Genomic DNA, 19,415 nt, shown 5'->3' with positions numbered 1-19,415 from the left:
AGCGACATGTATCCTGCATAAATAATAAGAATAAAACCTGTCATCCACTAGAGTTTGAGAGGTTTATTTTTTGTAAGACGAGATCCTTATATCGACCGTCTTGAATTTTGTATCTTTTAAACTGTTTATGTTTGATCGTTAATTGTATTGTTGACAATCAACACTAATATGTATTACTATATACCGGTAGTTAGTATTACTGAATACCGGTTATTTCACATTAAACAGTATATATATGGGAGAGAGATTATTGGAAAATATAACTGAAATGCTGAAAGGGGTGCTTGAGGGTTGCGTGCTTGAGATTATCAGTCGCGGAGAAACATACGGTTATGAAATCACGCAGCAGCTGCGACAGCTTGGCTTCACTGATGTAGTTGAAGGCACAGTTTACACCATTACAATGAGGCTTGAGAAAAATGATCTCGTGGACATTGAGAAAAAGTCATCGACTAAAGGACCGCCGAGAAAGTTTTATACGCTTAACGCTGCAGGGGAAGAACATCTGAGAGTTTTTTGGGATAAATGGGAATTTGTCTCAAGCAAAATCAATGAACTCAAAACTAATCATAATAAAGGAGAGATAACATGAGTATTATTGAAAAAATCATTGGAAATATAGCTGATAAGCGGGAATGGAAAGAGATGGAGATGCGAGCAAAGGCGCTTCCAAGTGAATACCACACTGCTTACAATGCTATGAAAGAATATATGTGGGTTTCTTATGGTCTTTCTGATTGGAATGAAATCAATCGTATTTTTCGAGGTGTTCTCGACCTTTTTGAAGAGGGTGCAGCAGAAGGCAAGAAAGTCACAGATCTTACCGGAAAGGATACGGCTGCGTTCTGCGACGAATTAGTTAAAGACTCTCCAACTTGGAGAGATAAGTATCGCATAAAGTTAAACAATAAAGTGAATCGTGGTTAGATGCGTATCTCTTTATTTACTCTAACGGGGCTAACCGGAAAATATGGTGCGGGTTCGCTCCCGTTAGTCAGTTTTGAGTGTATCAAGCTGTATTGGTAAATATTTATCACCATTGGTTTACATGCGATTCATTTGGGGAATAACTATTCTCTATGTATTATTTTAATTCGAGAGGTTGTCAGCATAGAAAGAATATGTTACATTAATTGAGCAGGATTACTGGGCTTCAATATGATTGACAGCATTAATCAGCTATGATAAGATTGTAAAAGTGAAATAAATATGTGATCTGAGACAAGCAGAAGTACCCACTTCTCACCTGATTGACGCCGCTTGGCAGTTGGCAGGTACGAAAACAGTGTTCTAGGACAAATGTGGGTGCCGTATGCGTACCGGCATTTTTTTTATGCTTTTTTACAACCATGTTTAACTGATAAGCGGCGGATATCTTGTCCCCGATCATAAGTTTCCCAAAATATCCTGGAGGTGGATGATTATTAGCAAAGATACGAATATCAATGAGAAAATTCGCGCACGTGAGGTTCGACTCATTGATTCAAACGGTGACCAGCTTGGCGTAAAATCCCGTCAAGAAGCATTAGAAATCGCACAAACAAGAAATCTTGATTTGGTGCTTGTGGCTGCAAACGCAAAACCACCCGTGTGCCGGATTATGGATTATGGTAAATTCCGCTTCGAGCAACAGAAGAAAGAAAAAGAAGCGCGTAAGAACCAGAAAATAATCAACGTAAAAGAAGTTCGTTTGAGCCCGGGTATCGAGGATCATGACTTCCATACGAAGCTTCGCAACGCGCGTAAGTTTCTTGAAAAAGGCGATAAAGTAAAGGCTTCTGTTCGTTTCCGCGGACGTGCCATTACGCATAAAGAATTAGGCCAAGAAGTTCTCGAAAAGCTAGCTGGAGAGTGCAAGGATGTTGCAACGGTTGAAATGAAACCGAAAATGGAAGGCCGCAGCATGTTCCTAATGCTTGCTCCTATAGCTGAGAAACAGTAAGCCGAAGGATATAAGGAGGAAATACGATGCCAAAAATGAAAACCCACAAAGGGTCCGCTAAACGTTTTAAGAAAACAGGTACTGGAAAAGTAGTTCGTAACCACGGTTACACAAGCCACTTGGCTGCTAATAAATCTACTAAACAGAAACGTAAACTTCGTAAAGATTCACTTGTTTCTGCTGGTGATCTTAAACGTATCAAACAAATGCTACCTAAATAATAAAATTAAAGATTTTTTTGTCCTATAGGAGGGAATACTATGCCACGTGTAAAAGGTGGAACAGTAACGCGTCAGCGTCGTAAACGCGTTCTTAAGTTAGCTAAAGGTTATTATGGTGCGAAACACGCACTATTCAAAGTTGCAAAACAACAAGTAATCAAATCCGGTCAGTATGCATACCGTGACCGCAGACAGAAAAAACGTGACTTCCGTAAACTTTGGATCGCACGTATCAATGCTGCTGCACGTATGAACGAACTTTCTTACAGCCGTTTGATGCACGGTCTTAAACTTGCTGGTATCGAAGTAAACCGCAAAATGCTTTCAGAGCTTGCAATCTCTGACGAAAAAGCATTCGCGCAACTTGCTACTAAAGCAAAAGACGCATTGAAATAAGCCAAAAAGCCGCTATCCTTTGATAGCGGCTTTTTGTATAGAAAGGGGTAGGAATATGGAGCTGCTCATTAGTCTGTATCTGCTGGTTGTCAATATCCTGCTGTTCAGCTGGATGGGAATAGATAAGCAAAGAGCAAAGGAGCACGCGTGGCGTATAAGTGAACGAAGGCTATGGATTACAGCAATCATTGGCGGCGCAATGGGCGGTTGGCTCGGGATGCAGGCATTCCGACATAAAACAAAGCATACCGCGTTTGTTATCGGCTTTCCATGCCTTGTCGTCATGCATGTCCTGCTGATTCTTTATTTGCTGTAAGATAAATGCTGTGTGCTTGTCATAAAGGCTCGTCTCCTGTCATATATATTAGAGACATCTAAGAGGGAGTGAGCAGCAATGGACCAGGTTGGCGTGAGTATGTTGACGGTCGTCGCAACAGGGGGATTGTTTGCCCCGCTTTTGTTCGTCCTCCTGTACCTGCTTCGACCAGCTTTATTTCTGCCTGTCGTTTTCTTATGTATTTCAGGTGGAATCCTATTCGGTGCTGTAGCTGGTACGATTTTGTCCATTATCGGTATTACCGCATCCAGTATGCTGTTCTATGGTATCGCCCAGCGTTTTCCTCGGTCGGCTAACAGGATTCTCATGCTGAAACAAAAGCTGATTGGCAGGCACACGAGCTTTACAACGGGGCAAGTCGCCTTGATGCGGCTAGTACCTTTTATTCACTTCCACATCTTAAGCGTCTGCTTGATGGAAAATAACCGCAGTTGGAGATCATATGGGAAGGCCTCGATTCTATCGAGTATCCCGCTTGCTGCAGCCTATTCTTTTGCTGGAACATGGCTGCGCTACTTGCCGCCAGCAGCGATAGCGGGTGTATTAGTAGTCCTGCTGGTCTGTATATATCTGATGCGGAAAAAGGAATTTACGATCAAATGGGAAGAATTTTTTAAAGAAAGTGCATAAAACACTGGCGCTTCTATAAGCTCCAGTGCTTTATCATATTTCTGTGAGGACAAGCTCTTTTATCGGATGCTTCCATTCAATAGAAGCATAAGGGAAATGGCTTAAAATGCATTCTTCCATCTTATATAAATCATTTCTGGAAAATCCGGATAATCGATCCGGCTGTACAGCATTCATAACAACTTTGGTTACTTCAAAGCGGTCTTCCCTTGGCTGCAAATACTTCTTACCAATCATCCGATAGCCGCGATAGCTTAATGAAAAATGGTGATCGTACTGCTCACGGTATTCTACTTCCTCTGCATCGAGGAGTGACGGATTATTGGCTTGGTTCTTCCTTGCTTTCATGACGGTGTAGAACAAAAGAATCGCCGCACCTGCAAGCAAAAGGAGAAAAAGAATCTTCATAGCGAGCAGGCCTCCTTTACTTTTTGTATAGATACGATTACGCTAAAGAAGAAGTTTCATCCGTTTTACTATACCCTCACTACATAGGAATAACGCAAGAAGGAGTCTTATATATGGATTACGAATATCTATTCAATAAACAGCGCGAGCTGGATACCTACATCGAAGACAATCTTGAATCAGCAGCAAATCGTGATGATCTTTTCCGTAAAAAAATATTAGCACTTCAGGTCGAAATAGGTGAATTGGCTAATGAGACCCGCTGTTTTAAATTCTGGAGCAGAAAAGGCCCGAGTGAAAAAAGTGTCATACTAGAGGAATATGTGGACGGCCTGCATTTCATTCTGTCAGTCGGACTTGATAAAGGTCTTACATATACGTCTAGTCCGCTAACGCATAACGGAATCGATCAAACCGATTCATTTTTGGAACTGTACCGCAGCATCGGAGCTTTTTATAACGAACCAGTACAGGAAACGTATGTCACGCTTTTCCAAAGCTTCCTGCAGCTAGGTCAACAGCTTGGCTTCAATGAAGCCTCGATTCTAAAGGCCTATCAGCAGAAAAACGAAGTGAATCATACAAGACAGGATGAAGGCTATTAAACGGAGGAGGAATACATATATGAATGACAAATTAAAAATGCTGAAAAGTTTGACTGATGCACCAGGTGTTTCAGGAGATGAAGCTGGTGTCCGCAAGGTAATGCACGAGTATATCTCTCCATTTGCTGATGAGATAACGACTGATAATCTCGGCAGTTTAATTGCCATGCAAAAAGGCAGTAAGAAAGATGGTCCGAAAGTGATGGTTGCCGGTCACCTTGATGAAATTGGCTTTATGGTTACACGTATCGATGCGAATGGCTATCTGTATTTCCAGACACTCGGCGGCTGGTGGAGTCAAGTCATGCTGGCGCAGCGTGTAACTGTCCATACAAGGAAGGGCGAGCTTGTCGGCATCATCGGTTCCAAACCGCCGCATCTATTATCACTTGAGAAAAGGAAAAAACCTGCTTCTATCGAAGAAATGTTCATCGATATTGGTGCAAGCAGCAAGGAAGAAGCGGAAGAATTCGGCGTTCGTCCAGGTGATTCGGTTGTACCTTATTTCGAATTCACGAAGATGAAGAACGAAAAACTTCTTCTGGCAAAAGCATGGGATAATCGCATTGGCTGTGCAGTAGCAATCGATATTTTGAAGAACTTGCATGATACCGACAAAGAAGCAACAGTATATGGTGTTGGTACTGTCCAGGAAGAAGTAAGAAGACGGGGTGCTACTACTTCTGCCAATAAAATTGGACCGGACATCGCTTTTGCAGTTGATACAGGTATCGCAGGTGATACACCTGGCATCAGTGACAGAGAAGCAACAGGCAAGCTAGGTGCTGGACCGCAGATTGTTTTATATGATGCTGCGCATATCGCCCATAAAGGCTTGCGTGATCTTGTAATCGAAACAGCAGAGGAACTAAACATTCCTTATCAGTACGATACGATCAAAGGCGGAGCGACGGATGCGGGCAGCATTCATCTGACTGGCGATGGTGTCCCTGCTTTGACAATTGGAATTCCGACGCGCTATATCCATACACATGCGGCCATGCTGCATGAAGATGATTATGATAATACAGTAAAACTATTGACTGCAGTTATTCAGAAATTGGATAAAGAAACAGTCGAGAAAATTACGTATAGCTAAATAAAAAACCAGCTTCCAAGCGGAAGCTGGTTTTTTATGCTAGGTAGCTGCCCATTATCTTTTGGACATAATTCGTCGTTTCATTGAATGGGGGGATGCCGTTATATTTATCGACATTACCCGGGCCAGCATTGTATGCTGCCAAAGCCAGGCTGGTGTTGCCATTGTAGCGGTCCAGCATCTGTTTCAAGTATTTCGTGCCTGCCATCACGTTTTGCTCCGGATCAAAGCTGTTCGTCACGCCGAGTCCAGCTGCTGTAGCTGGCATAAGCTGCATAAGACCTTGTGCACCTACACCACTTTCAGCTAATGGATCAAAGTTCGATTCCATCTGAATAACAGAACGAATGAGCTTTTCGTCGACACTGTATCTAGAAGCAGCATCAGAAATGATACCATCAATTGTCTTATTACCAGAACTTTCGGGAGTGCTATCTGTAACAGACGGAACCAAAGGAACGCTTTGAGTTTGTGTCATGGAACTGAGCGCTACATAAGGGTTGAGTCTAACCGAAGAACCGGTATTCATTGTCTGCTGGAGCAGATTGCTGAAAGACTGACTGGAATTTGTGGTCGCTGAAAAGGCTGCCCGTTGCTGATAAGTAGCGAGCATCGTCGGACTAAGTGTGGAAAGTAGATAAGATGTATCCAAAAAACATATCTCCTGTCACATATTGTTAGTCCAATTGTAGCTCAAAAGAACCAGGGGTACAAGACCTATTTCAGCGGTGTTTTACCCTTGTGTTTGGACGCCCTTAGCTAATGTATCGACCATTTCATGTTTCTCCTGATCGCTGGCGTTTTTCCAAATCAGTTCGAATAACACTCCCAATCCAGGCAGAAGAACTTCTCTACCATCGATGGAATCTGTAATCGTTGCTTGCAGCTGTTCTTCATTATTGTCCTTAATGTTGGCCAAGATGGCACGGCGGATATCTAAATCCATGCATGAGCACCTCTTTTCTTTTTTATAGTTTGACCGCTGTTCGTAAAACTATGTATGATAGAGGATATGTCAAGAAAGAGGAAGTGAACGTGCGTTGATCACATCAACTCAAAATGCCCAAGTGAAACAGTGGCAGAAATTGAAACGAAAAAAGGAACGGACAAAATCGAATACCTTCCTGGTAGAAGGATTCCATCTTGTAGAAGAAGCGATTAAAGCTGGCTGGACGATTGACCAGCTCATATTGCGCGAGGAAACAGAACATCCGGAATGGGCGTCGGAATTGGAGCCGATACGTGTATCGGACCATGTTTTTAAAGCCATCACAGAGACGGAAACACCGCAAGGAATTGCGGCGGTTGTACAGATGCAGGACAAGAAGCTTAAGCGTCACAATCGTATCCTCATGCTGGATGCTGTCCAGGATCCAGGTAATTTAGGTACAATCATCCGCACGGCAGATGCAGCCGGTTACGATGCTGTCTACTTAGGGGAGGGATCTGCGGATCGGTTTAATGACAAGGTTATCCGCGCGACACAAGGCTCTATCTTCCATTTACCTGTTTTAACTGCCGATTTGGAGCTTCTATTGCCGGAACTGCAAGAAAACGGATATACCGTATGGGCAGCAGCATTAGAAGGTGCTGTCGATTATCGGGATTTGACTGCACCGAAAAAAACAGCACTGCTTGTCGGCAATGAAGGAGCAGGAATCGACAAACGGCTGATTGCCCAGAGCGATATGGCCGTAAAAATCCCTATTTTCGGGAAAGCAGAATCACTGAATGTGAGTATTGCTACAGGTATTTTGCTGTATCACACGGTAAATAGGTAAAAGCGGGTTGCAAGAAGTGCCGGGATTTTCTATAATGAAACAAGATTAATATTGAGATGCGTGGAAAGAGTCAGTAATCCCTGCGGATCGCAACAACAGGAAGGCATGCCTATAGACTGAGAGCATGCCGGTTGCGGCAGCGGATGAACCTTCACTCTGGAGCAGGCACCGGGACCTTGTCGATGACAAGTAAAGGTGTATCCGGATTGCTAAATCCGTTATCAAGCTTCAAGTTGGGTATACATGTATACCAACAAGGGTGGTACCGCGAATGAAAGCTCGTCCCTTTTCGGAGGGAGGGGCTTTTTTTATGCTCAAAAATCATAGGAGGCAAAAGCATGAGAGAAAAGCTCGAAGCATTACAAGCAGAAGCCATCGAGAAAGTACAGTCATCAGACAATCTGCAGAGTTTGCAGGATGTGCGCGTCGCTTATTTAGGGAAAAAAGGTCCAATCACTGAAGTACTTCGCGGCATGGGAAAACTTTCTCCAGAAGAACGTCCGGTTATCGGTGAATTGGCAAACAAAGTCCGTGAGGCAATCGCGACTGCTTTGGATAACAAAAAGAATTTGCTGGAAGAAGCAGCACTGAATGAACAGCTGCAAAAAGAGGCGATCGATGTCACATTGCCAGGGCGCCCAGTTAAAGCAGGCGGTCCGCATCTTTTGACTAGTATCATTGAAGAAGTGGAAGATCTTTTCCTCGGCATGGGATTTGAAATTAAAGAAGGTCCAGAAGTGGAAACTGATTATTTCAACTTTGAAGCACTTAACTTGCCGCAGGACCACCCTGCACGAGATATGCAGGACAGCTTCTATGTTACAGATCACTTGCTTTTGCGCACACAGACTTCTCCAGTTCAAGCTCGTACAATGCGTGAATACGACGGTAATAAGGCTATTAAAATGATCTGCCCAGGTATTGTGTACCGCCGTGATACAGATGACGCAACACATTCGCATCAGTTCACCCAAATTGAGGGTCTGCTAGTCGACAAAAATGTTCGCATGAGTGACTTAAAAGGTGTTCTGCTTGAATTCTCTCGCAAGCTGTTCGGAGCCGACCGTGAGATCCGTCTGCGTCCAAGCTTCTTCCCGTTCACAGAGCCATCTGTTGAGGTCGATGTAACATGTAAGGTTTGTGACGGTAAAGGCTGTAACGTATGTAAGCATACTGGCTGGATCGAAATCCTCGGTGCTGGTATGGTGCATTCCAACGTCCTTCGTATGAGCGGCTATGATCCGGAAGAATATTCTGGTTTCGCATTCGGTATGGGTGTTGAACGGATTGCGATGCTCAAGTACGGTGTCGATGATATCCGTCACTTCTATACAAATGATGTACGATTCCTATCGCAATACCATAAGGCATAACGGGAGGCAAAAACGATGTATGTATCTTTGAATTGGCTGAAGCAATATGTAGACATAGATAATATTACGCCGGAGGAGCTGGCAGAAAAAATCACACGCTCCGGAATTGAAGTAGAAAGTATCGAACGCGTAGCACCAGAAAGCACAAATGTTGTCGTCGGCTATGTGGAGAGCTGTGAACAGCATCCGAATGCAGACAAATTGAATCTTTGCCAAATCAATGTTGGCACAGAAACATATCAAATTATCTGCGGTGCACCGAATATCGCCCAAGGGCAAAAGATTGCTGCGGCACTTCCAGGAGCGCGTCTTCCAGGCGGCGTGAAAATCAAAAAAGCAAAACTGCGCGGCGTGGAATCGCATGGCATGGTCTGCTCGTTGCAAGAACTGGGTATCGATGAAAAATTCGTGCCGAAGGATGTTACAGATGGTATTTTCGTTTTCCCGGAAGACACGGAAGTGGGTACTCCAGTAGCAGAATTGCTTAACTTGGATGATGTTATTTTAGAGCTTGGTTTAACGCCAAACCGTGCTGATGCAATGAGCATGCTTGGAGTTGCTTATGAAGTAGCAGCCATCCTTGGCAAAGAAGTCAATCAGCCCGAAGAAACGTATCAGACAAGTGACAGCAAGGCAGCTGATCTTGTATCAGTAAAAGTGGAAGACGCTGAGCTTAACCCGTATTACGGTGCGTTTGTCATTGAAGATGTAACAATTGCACCATCACCGCTTTGGATGCGTAATTACTTGATGGCAGCTGGCATTCGTCCAATCAACAACGTTGTTGACATTACGAACTATGTGCTTCTCGTTTACGGACAACCGCTGCACGCGTTTGATTATGATAAAGTGGCAACGAAGGAAATTGTCGTCCGTTCTGCTAAGCAGGGCGAGAAAATCCAAACATTGGACGATCAGGAGCGCACATTAAAAGGCGATGAAATTGTCATTACGAACGGTAATGAGCCAATTGCTCTTGCAGGTGTGATGGGCGGAGCTAACTCAGAGGTTTCCGATGATACGAAGAATGTATTGCTAGAAGCTGCTTTCTTCGATGCACGTGCCATCCGTCGTTCCAGTAAGCACCATAACTTGCGCAGTGAAGCAAGCGCACGCTATGAAAAAGGCATCGATCCGAATCGTGTGCAGCGAGCTGGAGCATATGCAGCGCGTCTTCTAGCCGAGTATGCTGGAGGTAAGGTTGCACAAGGTATTGCGGCATTCGACGAGCTGGATCGTGAAGAGAAGCAAGTCAAGATTGATACAGCAAGTGTGAATAACCGTTTAGGTACAACAATTTCTGATGAAGAAATCGCGTCCATCCTGACAAAATTGCAGTTCGGCTTCGAACAAGATAACAGTCAGTTCACTGTCTTTGTTCCAACAAGACGCGGAGACATCAGTTTGTTCGAAGATATGCTGGAAGAAATCGCTCGTATTTACGGCTATGATAATATTCCTTATACATTGCCTGAAGGAGAAGCTTTCGCTGGTAAATTGACGACAAAGCAGTATTTGAAACGTCAGCTGAAGCAGTACTTGCAAGGTGCTGGACTGATGGAAACCATCACATACTCGCTAACAAGCAAAAAGCGCACAGAAATGCTTGTAAGTCCAGATGTGTCGGAGCAGGCAGTATTCCCGGTTAAATTAAAAATGCCGATGAGTGAAGAACACAGCCATTTGCGCCTTAGCATCATTCCAGAACTAGTTAACACACTTTCTTATAATGTGGCTCGTAAGCAAGAGAATCTGGGCTACTTCGAATTCGGCCGTGTTTTCCTGTCCAATGAAGAACAAATTACAGAGCAGCCGAACGAAACAGCACGTCTAGCTGGTGCTTTGACTGGTACTTGGATGGAACAGCCATGGCAGCAAGAGAAGAAGCCAGTCGATTTTTATGTAGCTAAAGGAATCGTGGAGGGAATCTTTGCCCAGCTAGATCTTGGACCTGTATTCCAGCAGGCACAAGTCGACGGCTACCACCCAGGACGTACAGCAACTGTTTCCCTTAACGGCAAAGTTGTCGGCGTAGTTGGTCAACTTCACCCGACAGTTCAAAAAGCATTCGATCTTAAGGAAACATATGTGTTTGATTTAGATATCGCTTATTTGATGGATCAATATGAGGAAGTGCCAAGCTTCCGTACTATTCCGCGTCATCCTTCTGTTACGAGAGATATTGCGCTAGCTGTAGATGAAGCTGCACACGCAGGTGACATCCAGCGTACAATCCAAGAAGCAGGCGGAGAACTTGTTCAGCAGGTTCAGATCTTTGATGTGTACCAAGGCGAGCACATGGAAGCAGGCAAGAAGTCAATCGCCTACACAGTGCTTTACCAGGATCCAACACGCACACTGACAGATGAAGAAGTGGAAGCATCATATAACAATATCATTGAAAATGTGAAAGCAAAGCATGATGCAGAATTAAGAAGTTAAGTTGAAAGGGTAGCAGAGTCATTAAGACTCTAGCTATCCTTTTTTTATGGAGAGTAATTACACACTACTTGCTTCAAGTGTAAGAGAGCATACCTCATTAGCGAAATGAGGTCACAATGTAAGACTTATGACAAAAGGAAAATTAATACCAAGTTTAATTGCGTATGATAAACTTAATTATATAAGTATAGAGTATAAAATATTACTTTTAATCAGCCAACGGAGCAGTTTACATGAACCGATATTATATAAAGAGGTGATTTTTTGAGGAGTAATTTAAGTTTACTTTTCAGTTTGAGTCTTTTAGCGGGTAGTTTATTCGGTTGTTCAAATGACGAATTAAGCAATAAAGAAGATACAGGAAGTGATGTTACGCTTAGTGATAAGATTGCGGAAGAAAAAGGTGTTTTATCAAAAGATGATGCGGAAGTTCTTGTCTATAATCAACTCAGTTCTAAAGAAAAAAAGAAACTTACAATTGACTACATGAAAGAAGAGGGAACTAAGTATTTTCTTAGAGTTTATGAAAACGTAGACGGTACTATAAAAGTTAAAAAGGAATATACTGTTGACTTTAATACAGAAGAAGTTAAACAAATACAATAACAATAATTCAACCATAAATATAGAGATACCCTTGAGCATTTGGCGGAGCCATGACAGGCCCTGCGGCTCGTGTTGTATGGGACTAAACAGCATGTTATAAGGATGCTGGATGCATTTACATAAGAGCAAAAGCAGCAAGGCGCATCGGTAGAAGGGGCATCTGTTCAAGAAGATAATAAATTAGGTATCCTTTTTTATGAAGAAAGAGTTTCCGTATACAGAGAAAGAAAAGTCAGTTCACAGAAACACAAGTGTCGCTGCGCTATTATCGGGAATTATAACGTTAAAAGGCATAAATCCTGTCTATACTGGTAATAAGCGAGGGGATAAGAGATGGCGAGACACCAAACAGGAAGATGTGAGCTCTGTGGCAGGGACGAGGTCACCTTGACAGAGCATCATCTAATCCCGAAGGAAATGGGCGGCACATTTCTGGATACAGCCATGGTATGTATACCATGCCATAAGCAAATTCATGCCTTATATACAAATGAGGAGCTCGCTGCAAGGCTGCCTAGTATTGAAGCCTTACGGACGGACGAGAAATTGTCTAAATACATCAAATGGATCCGTAAACAACCTGCGGGCAGGCTTGTTCGGACAAGAAAGTCAAACAGCCGCCGCGGATACGGGCGTTAGACGAACTTCTCCGCTTTTGCGCTATTGGCGAAGTGCATCTTTGTAAACACAGGCAGTGCTTGTCTGCCGTGTGTGCGGATAAGGCGACCGGCTGCTTGATCGACAGCAGCGCTTGCACCTTTTGGTATTGTGAAGCCGGCTTGTTTGGACAGTTTATCCATCTCCCTTACAAAGCTTGCCCTGGAAATGATCGAAGCAGCTGCAACGGCAAGTGAATGGCTTTCCGCCTTCGTCATAAAGCTCACGTTTTGCTGAAGCTTCTCACCTTCTGTAGCAAGGTGTTTGATATACGTTGATGGCAGCTGGAACTGGTCAATTAAGATTCCATCGGGCTTGGTCGGGGCAATTTTGGCCAGCAGTTTCTGGATGGCGTGATGATGCAGCATCGTTTTCATCTTCCCTTGGGACCAGCCACGCTGCTGGAGCTGATTGTACCTTTCATTACGCATCACGAGCAGGGAGTAAGGAAGCTCCACGTGCATTAGGTCCTTAGCAATACGCTGAATGGCATCATCCTTCAATAGCTTGGAGTCTTTGACGCCGAGCTCTTTCAAAAGAGCGAACTGGCTTTGATCTACATATACACTCGCTACCGTAATTGGACCGAAGAAGTCACCGGTGCCGGCTTCATCCGATCCGATGTGAGAAGAAGTGAATAAAGCCGGAGCAGGGGCGTACCTGTGATCATTAACACTTGGTTTTAACCCTGCAGGTCCTTTATGACCAGGATGAGTGTGATCTTTGACACCTGCTTTCTGTCCAGCTGGTGCAGTTCCCCATTTATTTGCTTCTGTTTCCGGCGATTTACCTTGGAAAAGTACTTTTCCGGATTTGTATGCTGTGATGGAACAGCTAGGTGTCTTTGCTGAAAAGATAGCTCCCGGAGGGGCAGGTTTCTCAGCACGGCTGTATGTTGCTTTCATCTGCTGGATTGTGTCCAGCGGCAATTGCAAAACGATTTGTCCCACGTTCATCTCTCCAATCTGACAATTAGTATAGCACGCCGTCCGTCTATACAGAATAGTTTCCTAAATCGACACCTTCATGTTAATATAAAGACTAGTATTATAAGAGAAGTGAGGGGAGATAACGTGTCCCAATCTGATAAAACACGTGTTACGGTGGAAATACATAACCGGTCCTATACAATTGTCGGACAAGAGCCAGCTCATCGCATGCGGATGGTGGCAAGCCTTGTCGACCAGAAGATGTCGGAGATCCATCAAGCGAATCCGAATCTTGATACCGCGAAACTGGCCGTATTGACGGCTGTGAATACAACTAACGATTATTTAAAACTGAAAGAAGAGTATGCACAATTGCTAGGCTCTATTACAAGGAAAGAGGCTAGAAAGGATAATGATTGATTTACTTATTATCGCCATGCTCCTGTTCGGCGTTCTCGTCGGCCTAAAGCGCGGCTTCATCATGCAGCTGTTTCATTTAGCAAGCTTTATCGTATCATTCATTGTAGCAGCGATATATTATGATCAGCTCGCACCGAAGCTTGAACTTTGGATTCCGTATCCGGATATATCTTCCGATAGCGCTTGGTCTGATATATTCGGAGCAGTACCGCTCGATCAGGTTTTCTACAATGCAATCGCGTTCGCAATTTTGTTCTTTGCGACGAAAATCATTCTGCATATCATCGGATCCATGCTTGATTTCATAGCAGACTTGCCGATATTGCGCTCAGTAAATAAGTTACTCGGCGGCGTACTCGGCTTTGTTGAAATCTATCTGCTTGTATTCGTGATATTGTATCTATCGGTATTGCTGCCGATCACACCAGTGCAGGAAGCGCTGGACAGGTCAATACTCGCAGCATGGATCGTGGAACATACACCATATATTTCTGGTGAGATCAAGGATCTATGGCTGAATCATGTTGCAAATAAATTACCCACAGAATTGATGGGATGAAATGCTTAACCCTTGCGGCATCGTGCGCAAGGGTTTTCTACCTTGTTTTGAAAGGATGAGAGGTATGGCTATCAATAAAAAGGACGTAGTCAAACTGCTTGAGACAATCGCAATTTATCTTGAGCTAAAAGGGGAAAATACATTCAAGGTGTCCGCTTATCGGAAAGCTGCAGCGGCACTGGAAGCAAATGACCAATCCATAGATGAAATAGAGGACTTTACGAAACTGAACGGTATCGGTAAGGGAACGGCAGCGGTTATCGAGGAATACATCAAAGACGAACAGTCTGATACTTTACGTCAGCTGCAGGAGGAAGTACCAGAAGGATTAGTCCCTTTGCTTGATTTACCTGGCTTAGGCGGGAAAAAGCTGGCCAAGCTGTATCAGGAGCTAGGCGTAATCGATGCAGCTAGCTTGAAAGAAGCAGTCGAATCAGGTAAAGTCGCATCGTTAAGCGGGTTCGGTAAGAAATCTGCAGAAAAAATTCTCGATGGCCTTGCGAATGTTGGATCTAGACCAGAACGCATTCCAATCGCAATGATGCTGCCCTTGGCGGAACGAATCGAGTCCTTCCTGGAATCATTGGAAGGTATCGAGCAGTATGCCCGTGCAGGGAGTCTGCGGCGGATGCAGGAAACGGTGAAGGATTTGGATTTCATCATTGCAACCAATGATCCGAAAAGTGTCCAGGAGCAGCTGCTTACAATCGATAACTTAAAAGAAGTCATCGCTAAGGGCGATACGAAAGTGTCTGTCACGTTAGAAGAAGGCTATGACATCAACGTAGACTTCCGATTGATCGAACCAGCAGCATTCGCAACAACGCTCCACCATTTCACTGGTTCTGCAGACCATAATGTGGCTCTGCGTCAGCTGGCGAAAAAACGTGGTGAGCGTATTAGTGAATACGGTGTTGAAAATGTAGAGACAGGGGAATTAACAACCTTCCAATCTGAAAAGGAATTTTTCGGACACTTTGGTTTGTCATTCATTCCGCCTGAAGTAAGAGAAGCGCAGGGTGAGCTGGATAGCTTCAAGCAGGAAATGCCGCTCGTTCAGCTATCGGATATCCAAGGCGATTTGCATATGCACTCAACTTGGAGTGATGGTGCCCAGTCGATTGAGCAGATGGCCAAACAGGCGATAGAGCTTGGCTACTCTTATATAGCGATCACGGACCACTCTAAGTATCTTAAAGTGGCTAATGGACTGGATGAGAAACGACTTCGGAAACAACGGGAAGAAATAGAGCGCATCAATGCGTTATATCCGGACTTTCATATATTCGCCGGTGTCGAAATGGATATCCTGCCAGATGCTCGTTTGGATTTTGACGATGACTTCCTGCAAGAAATGGATTATGTCATTGGTGCAATTCATTCCAGCTTCTCGCAATCAGCTGACCAAATCAAAGAACGTCTGACTGCGGCGCTCGAGCATCCAAACGTCAATGTCATCGCTCATCCAACTGGCCGCCTTATCGGAAGAAGAGCCGGCTATGCGGCTGATCCTGACTGGCTCCTCGAAAAGGCTGCTGAGACAGGTACGGTCATCGAGCTGAACGCCAACCCTAACCGACTGGATCTGTCATGGACATATTTGAAGAAAGCCCAAGAGCTCGGAGTGAAAATTGCTGTTAATACCGATGCGCATAGCTATGCAACGCTATCATTCATGGAAGTCGGTGTGGCGATGGCACGAAAAGGCTGGCTAAAACCAGAGACGGTTATCAACACATGGTCTAAGCAACAATTAATGGAGCTTTTTCAGCGCAGCTAACAGCTTGAAAAGTGGGGGGAAAACATGAATAAACGAATATTCCGTGTACTGGAATTCGATAAAATCATACAGAAGCTAAGTGAACAAGCAGCATCATCACTTGGTAAAAAAAGAGCTATGAAAATTCAGCCAGCAACAGAGCTGGCTGAAGTAGAACAGCTTCAGGCAGAAACAGATGAAGCTGCTTCTGTCATCCGTCTTCGCGGTGGTATACCGCTTGGCGGCATCTATGACATTCATGCAAGCGTCAAGCGTGCAGTTATCGGAGGTATTCTCAACGCAAACGAATGTCTTGATATTGCAAGTACAATTTATGGCGGCAAAAACTTGAAGCATTTCATCGAAGAGTTGGAAGAACCGGCGATGCCGATTATCCGTAGTCTTGTTGATCAACTTGTATCACTGAGTGATTTGGAGCGTCATATTAAGAGTGCTATTGATGATCATGGTCGAGTGATGGATGGAGCTTCAGAAAGACTCCGTGGTATCCGTTCTCGCATCCGTACGAATGAAAGCAGAGTGCGGGAAAAGCTTGATTCCTATACCAGGTCTAAAAGCAAGATGTTGTCAGATTCCATCATAACAATTCGGAATGACCGCTATGTGCTGCCAGTAAAACAAGAATACCGTGGGGCCATCGGCGGTATCGTCCATGATCAGTCTTCCTCTGGTCAAACTTTATTTATGGAACCGCAGGCGGTTGTAGATCTGAACAACCAGCTGCAGGAAGCAAGAGCACAGGAAAAAGCGGAGATTGAACGTATCCTGAAGGAAATCAGTATACGAGTTGCGGAAGATGAAGCAATTTTGCTTGCAAATATCGAGATTCTTGGTCAAATTGATTTCATTTCAGCACGTGCCAAGCTAGGTGCAGTTATGCGCTGCTCTATGCCGAAAATGAATGACAAAGGTATTATTCATTTGAAACAGGCTAGACATCCGCTGATTGATCAAGAGCAGGTAGTAGCAAATGATATCGATCTTGGAGAAGATTACTCTACCATCGTAATTACTGGTCCGAATACCGGCGGTAAAACCGTTACAATCAAGACAATCGGCTTGTTTACGCTTATGGCCCAGTCAGGCCTTCAGGTACCCGCGCTCGATGGCGGTGAAATGGCAGTCTTTACGGAAGTGTTCGCAGACATCGGTGATGAACAATCCATTGAACAGAGTCTGAGTACCTTCAGCTCGCACATGGTTAATATTGTAGATATTCTGAAGCAAGTTGATCATGAATCGCTCGTACTATTTGATGAGCTTGGTGCCGGAACAGATCCCCAGGAAGGTGCAGCGCTGGCGATGAGCATACTTGATGAAACGATAAAACGCGGTGCAACTGTTGTAGCGACGACGCATTATCCTGAGCTGAAGGCATATGGCTATAACCGCGACCGTGTCGTGAATGCAAGCGTGGAGTTTGATGTGGAAACACTCAGACCGACATATCGTTTGCTGATCGGAGTACCAGGCCGTAGTAATGCATTCGAGATTTCCAGACGTCTTGGTTTGAAGGAATCCATCATTGATAGTGCCAAGGAATTGATCGGAACGGATTCGAAGAGTGTCGAAAACATGATCGCATCTCTGGAAACATCGCGCAGAGAAGCAGAACATGATTATGAAACAGCTCGAGCACAGCTTGAAGAAGCTGAAACACTGAAACGCGATTTGGAGAAGCGTTGGCAGGAATTCGATAGCAAGCGTGAGCGTTTGTATCAAAAGGCTGAAGAAAAGGCTGCCAAGGCTGTTGAGCAGGCTAGGGAAGAAGCAGAAGAAATTGTTGCTTCTCTTCGTACTATGAAAAATCAAGCCAGTGTCAAAGAGCATGAAATCATCGAAGCTCGTAAACGACTGGAAGATGCTTCACCGGAGCTTGCAAAAAAAGGCTCAAACGCAGTGCCGCAGACGAAGGAAAACAAGCAGCTCATGCCTGGAGACGAAGTTCTTCTTTTAACTTTGGGACAAAAAGGAACAGTTGTCGAGAAGGTCAGTGACAAAGAATATTTGCTCCAAATTGGAATTATGAAAATAAAAGCGAAACGAAAAGACATCGAATTCGTAAAGAGACAGGACGTATTAAAAGAAAAGCCGGTTGCAACAGTTAAAGGCTCCGCCTATCATGTGAGCACAGAACTGGATTTACGCGGGGAACGCTATGAGGATGCACTGCGCCGCGTCGAGAAATATGTAGACGATGCGCTGCTAGCTGGATATCCGCACGTATCGATCATCCATGGTAAAGGGACGGGGGCCCTGCGTACAGGCGTGCAGGAATTTGCCAAACGCCACCGAGCAGTGAAGAATTATCGTTCTGGAGGCATGAATGAAGGCGGAACCGGTGTAACCGTGCTTGAATTTCAGTAAACAGCGGGGAGTACGGGGATATGGAGTCATTTTGGGAAAATACGATTGTCCTGACAGCCGCGCGTTATAGCGTGGCGGTACTGAGTATCATCGTGTTTATGGCTATTTTTGAGCTGGTGACTTCCTATAAGAACTGGGAAGAAATCCGCCGGGGAAATTTGTCTGTTGCGATGGCGACAGGCGGTAAGATGTTCGGAGTAGCGAACGTGCTTCGTTTCTCCTATGAACATAATGATGGCATTCTCCAGAGCATCATGTGGAGCTCCATTGGTTTTGTGTTGCTGTTGATCGGCTATTTTATTTTCGAATTCCTGACGCCGACTTACAAAATCGACACGGAGATCGCTAATGATAACCGGGCAGTTGGATTTATTTCGCTTGTTATTTCAGTGGGATTATCTTATGTTATAGGAGCAAGTATCTAGTGCAATGTTTAGGAATGAACGCTTCTAAGCAAACTAGTAGCGTTACGGACTTCAGCAGTGCTATACTCGATGAAAGCTTTTATTTAGGAGGAATTTAATATGGCAATTGTAAATGCTACTGATTCAAACTTTAATACAGAAACAAGCCAAGGACTTGTCCTTGCTGACTTTTGGGCAACTTGGTGCGGACCTTGTAAAATGATCGCACCAGTATTGGAAGAAATCGACGGCGAAATGAGCGATAAAGTTAAAATCGTAAAACTTGACGTTGATGAAAACCAAGAAACTGCTGGAAAATTCGGCGTAATGAGCATCCCGACATTGCTTCTTTTCAAAGATGGCGAAGTTGTAGATCAAGTGATTGGCTACCAGCCAAAAGAAGCACTTGTTGAGCTTGTTAACAAACACGCGTAAGCAATAGACATGAGATCCCTTGTT

At 44.3% G+C, this 19,415-nt stretch carries 24 protein-coding genes and 1 other annotated feature; of the genes, 20 read left to right on the top strand and 4 right to left on the bottom strand.

Going from position 1 to position 19,415, the window contains the following annotated elements; translation table 11 throughout:
• The first annotated feature begins 250 nt into the window (after positions 1-250).
• From CHH48_RS05980 to CHH48_RS05950, 7 genes are all read left to right on the top strand, one after another.
• Positions 251-592, top strand: a complete 342-nt coding sequence (locus tag CHH48_RS05980; RefSeq protein ID WP_095220172.1) for a PadR family transcriptional regulator — start codon at positions 251-253, stop codon at positions 590-592.
• On the top strand, positions 589-927 hold the full coding sequence (locus tag CHH48_RS05975; RefSeq protein ID WP_095220173.1) for a DUF1048 domain-containing protein: 339 nt from the start codon (positions 589-591) through the stop codon (positions 925-927). Before CHH48_RS05980 ends, CHH48_RS05975 begins: the two co-directional genes overlap by 4 nt.
• A gap of 290 nt (positions 928-1,217) precedes the next feature.
• Positions 1,218-1,338, top strand: a sequence feature (ribosomal protein L20 leader region).
• A gap of 79 nt (positions 1,339-1,417) precedes the next feature.
• The gene (gene infC, locus CHH48_RS05970) at positions 1,418-1,942 is read left to right on the top strand and encodes a translation initiation factor IF-3 (protein WP_038562130.1); all 525 of its coding nucleotides are present in this window, start codon (positions 1,418-1,420) and stop codon (positions 1,940-1,942) included.
• A gap of 26 nt (positions 1,943-1,968) precedes the next feature.
• Entirely contained in the window at positions 1,969-2,163 is a 195-nt protein-coding gene (gene rpmI / locus CHH48_RS05965; RefSeq protein ID WP_095220174.1) for a 50S ribosomal protein L35, read from the top strand.
• A 39-nt stretch (positions 2,164-2,202) separates the two neighbouring features.
• Positions 2,203-2,559, top strand: coding sequence for a 50S ribosomal protein L20 (gene rplT / locus CHH48_RS05960; RefSeq protein ID WP_038562125.1), 357 nt, complete (start codon positions 2,203-2,205; stop codon positions 2,557-2,559).
• A 55-nt stretch (positions 2,560-2,614) separates the two neighbouring features.
• On the top strand, positions 2,615-2,875 hold the full coding sequence (locus CHH48_RS05955; protein WP_095220175.1) for a DUF1294 domain-containing protein: 261 nt from the start codon (positions 2,615-2,617) through the stop codon (positions 2,873-2,875).
• A 78-nt stretch (positions 2,876-2,953) separates the two neighbouring features.
• A complete protein-coding gene (locus CHH48_RS05950) occupies positions 2,954-3,526 on the top strand; it encodes a TVP38/TMEM64 family protein (protein WP_095220176.1) in 573 nt (190 codons plus the stop codon).
• 33 nt (positions 3,527-3,559) lie between these two features.
• Here the strand turns inward: CHH48_RS05950 and CHH48_RS05945 are convergent, their stop codons facing one another.
• A complete protein-coding gene (locus tag CHH48_RS05945; protein ID WP_095220177.1) occupies positions 3,560-3,934 on the bottom strand; it encodes a hypothetical protein in 375 nt (124 codons plus the stop codon).
• Positions 3,935-4,047: 113 nt separating this feature from the next.
• Here CHH48_RS05945 and CHH48_RS05940 point away from each other — a divergent pair, with 113 nt between their 5' ends.
• Both CHH48_RS05940 and CHH48_RS05935 read left to right on the top strand, forming a co-directional pair.
• The gene (locus CHH48_RS05940) at positions 4,048-4,539 is read left to right on the top strand and encodes a dUTP diphosphatase (RefSeq protein WP_095220178.1); all 492 of its coding nucleotides are present in this window, start codon (positions 4,048-4,050) and stop codon (positions 4,537-4,539) included.
• 19 nt (positions 4,540-4,558) lie between these two features.
• The gene (locus tag CHH48_RS05935; protein ID WP_095220179.1) at positions 4,559-5,638 is read left to right on the top strand and encodes a M42 family metallopeptidase; all 1,080 of its coding nucleotides are present in this window, start codon (positions 4,559-4,561) and stop codon (positions 5,636-5,638) included.
• Between the two features lie 34 nt (positions 5,639-5,672).
• Here CHH48_RS05935 and CHH48_RS05930 read toward each other — a convergent pair whose 3' ends face one another.
• Together CHH48_RS05930 and sspI are read right to left on the bottom strand one after the other, a co-directional pair.
• Entirely contained in the window at positions 5,673-6,290 is a 618-nt protein-coding gene (locus CHH48_RS05930) for a lytic transglycosylase domain-containing protein (RefSeq protein WP_245840441.1), read from the bottom strand.
• Between the two features lie 81 nt (positions 6,291-6,371).
• Positions 6,372-6,584, bottom strand: coding sequence for a small acid-soluble spore protein SspI (sspI, locus tag CHH48_RS05925; protein ID WP_095220180.1), 213 nt, complete (start codon positions 6,582-6,584; stop codon positions 6,372-6,374).
• 94 nt (positions 6,585-6,678) lie between these two features.
• Between sspI and CHH48_RS05920 the strand changes: the two genes are divergently transcribed.
• From CHH48_RS05920 to CHH48_RS05900, 5 genes are all read left to right on the top strand, one after another.
• Positions 6,679-7,419: a TrmH family RNA methyltransferase gene (locus CHH48_RS05920; protein ID WP_095220181.1), complete on the top strand. Its 741-nt coding sequence runs from the start codon at positions 6,679-6,681 to the stop codon at positions 7,417-7,419.
• 338 nt (positions 7,420-7,757) lie between these two features.
• Complete coding sequence (pheS, locus tag CHH48_RS05915; protein WP_095220182.1) at positions 7,758-8,792, top strand: phenylalanine--tRNA ligase subunit alpha; 1,035 nt, start codon at positions 7,758-7,760, stop codon at positions 8,790-8,792.
• 15 nt (positions 8,793-8,807) lie between these two features.
• Positions 8,808-11,234 carry a phenylalanine--tRNA ligase subunit beta gene (pheT, locus tag CHH48_RS05910; protein ID WP_095220183.1) on the top strand — a complete coding sequence of 809 codons (2,427 nt, stop codon included), beginning with the start codon at positions 8,808-8,810 and terminating at the stop codon, positions 11,232-11,234.
• A gap of 264 nt (positions 11,235-11,498) precedes the next feature.
• Positions 11,499-11,840 carry a hypothetical protein gene (locus CHH48_RS05905; RefSeq protein WP_095220184.1) on the top strand — a complete coding sequence of 114 codons (342 nt, stop codon included), beginning with the start codon at positions 11,499-11,501 and terminating at the stop codon, positions 11,838-11,840.
• 333 nt (positions 11,841-12,173) lie between these two features.
• Positions 12,174-12,479, top strand: a complete 306-nt coding sequence (locus CHH48_RS05900; RefSeq protein WP_095220185.1) for a hypothetical protein — start codon at positions 12,174-12,176, stop codon at positions 12,477-12,479.
• On the opposite strand, the gene rnhC is transcribed toward CHH48_RS05900, so the two are convergent.
• Entirely contained in the window at positions 12,476-13,447 is a 972-nt protein-coding gene (gene rnhC, locus CHH48_RS05895; protein ID WP_095220186.1) for a ribonuclease HIII, read from the bottom strand. The two genes, CHH48_RS05900 and rnhC, sit on opposite strands and share 4 nt — an antisense overlap.
• A gap of 123 nt (positions 13,448-13,570) precedes the next feature.
• Between rnhC and zapA the strand changes: the two genes are divergently transcribed.
• The 6 genes from zapA (at position 13,571) to trxA (ending at position 19,391) form a co-directional block, all read left to right on the top strand.
• Complete coding sequence (gene zapA, locus CHH48_RS05890; RefSeq protein WP_038562093.1) at positions 13,571-13,846, top strand: cell division protein ZapA; 276 nt, start codon at positions 13,571-13,573, stop codon at positions 13,844-13,846.
• Positions 13,839-14,405 carry a CvpA family protein gene (locus CHH48_RS05885; RefSeq protein WP_095220187.1) on the top strand — a complete coding sequence of 189 codons (567 nt, stop codon included), beginning with the start codon at positions 13,839-13,841 and terminating at the stop codon, positions 14,403-14,405. Before zapA ends, CHH48_RS05885 begins: the two co-directional genes overlap by 8 nt.
• Positions 14,406-14,469: 64 nt before the next feature.
• Complete coding sequence (gene polX / locus CHH48_RS05880) at positions 14,470-16,185, top strand: DNA polymerase/3'-5' exonuclease PolX (protein ID WP_095220188.1); 1,716 nt, start codon at positions 14,470-14,472, stop codon at positions 16,183-16,185.
• 24 nt (positions 16,186-16,209) lie between these two features.
• Positions 16,210-18,552 (top strand): endonuclease MutS2, encoded by a 2,343-nt coding sequence (locus CHH48_RS05875; RefSeq protein WP_095220189.1) that lies wholly within the window; start codon positions 16,210-16,212, stop codon positions 18,550-18,552.
• A 20-nt stretch (positions 18,553-18,572) separates the two neighbouring features.
• Positions 18,573-18,977 carry a DUF350 domain-containing protein gene (locus CHH48_RS05870; RefSeq protein ID WP_095220190.1) on the top strand — a complete coding sequence of 135 codons (405 nt, stop codon included), beginning with the start codon at positions 18,573-18,575 and terminating at the stop codon, positions 18,975-18,977.
• Between the two features lie 99 nt (positions 18,978-19,076).
• On the top strand, positions 19,077-19,391 hold the full coding sequence (gene trxA / locus CHH48_RS05865; protein WP_095220191.1) for a thioredoxin: 315 nt from the start codon (positions 19,077-19,079) through the stop codon (positions 19,389-19,391).
• The last annotated feature ends 24 nt before the right edge of the window (positions 19,392-19,415 follow it).

The sequence above is a fragment of the Terribacillus saccharophilus genome (assembly GCF_002272075.1).
Taxonomy (GTDB): Bacteria; Bacillota; Bacilli; order Bacillales; family Amphibacillaceae; genus Terribacillus; species Terribacillus saccharophilus_A.
Note: the sequence above shows the minus strand (reverse complement) of the source record. Positions and strands in the feature narration are given on the sequence as shown.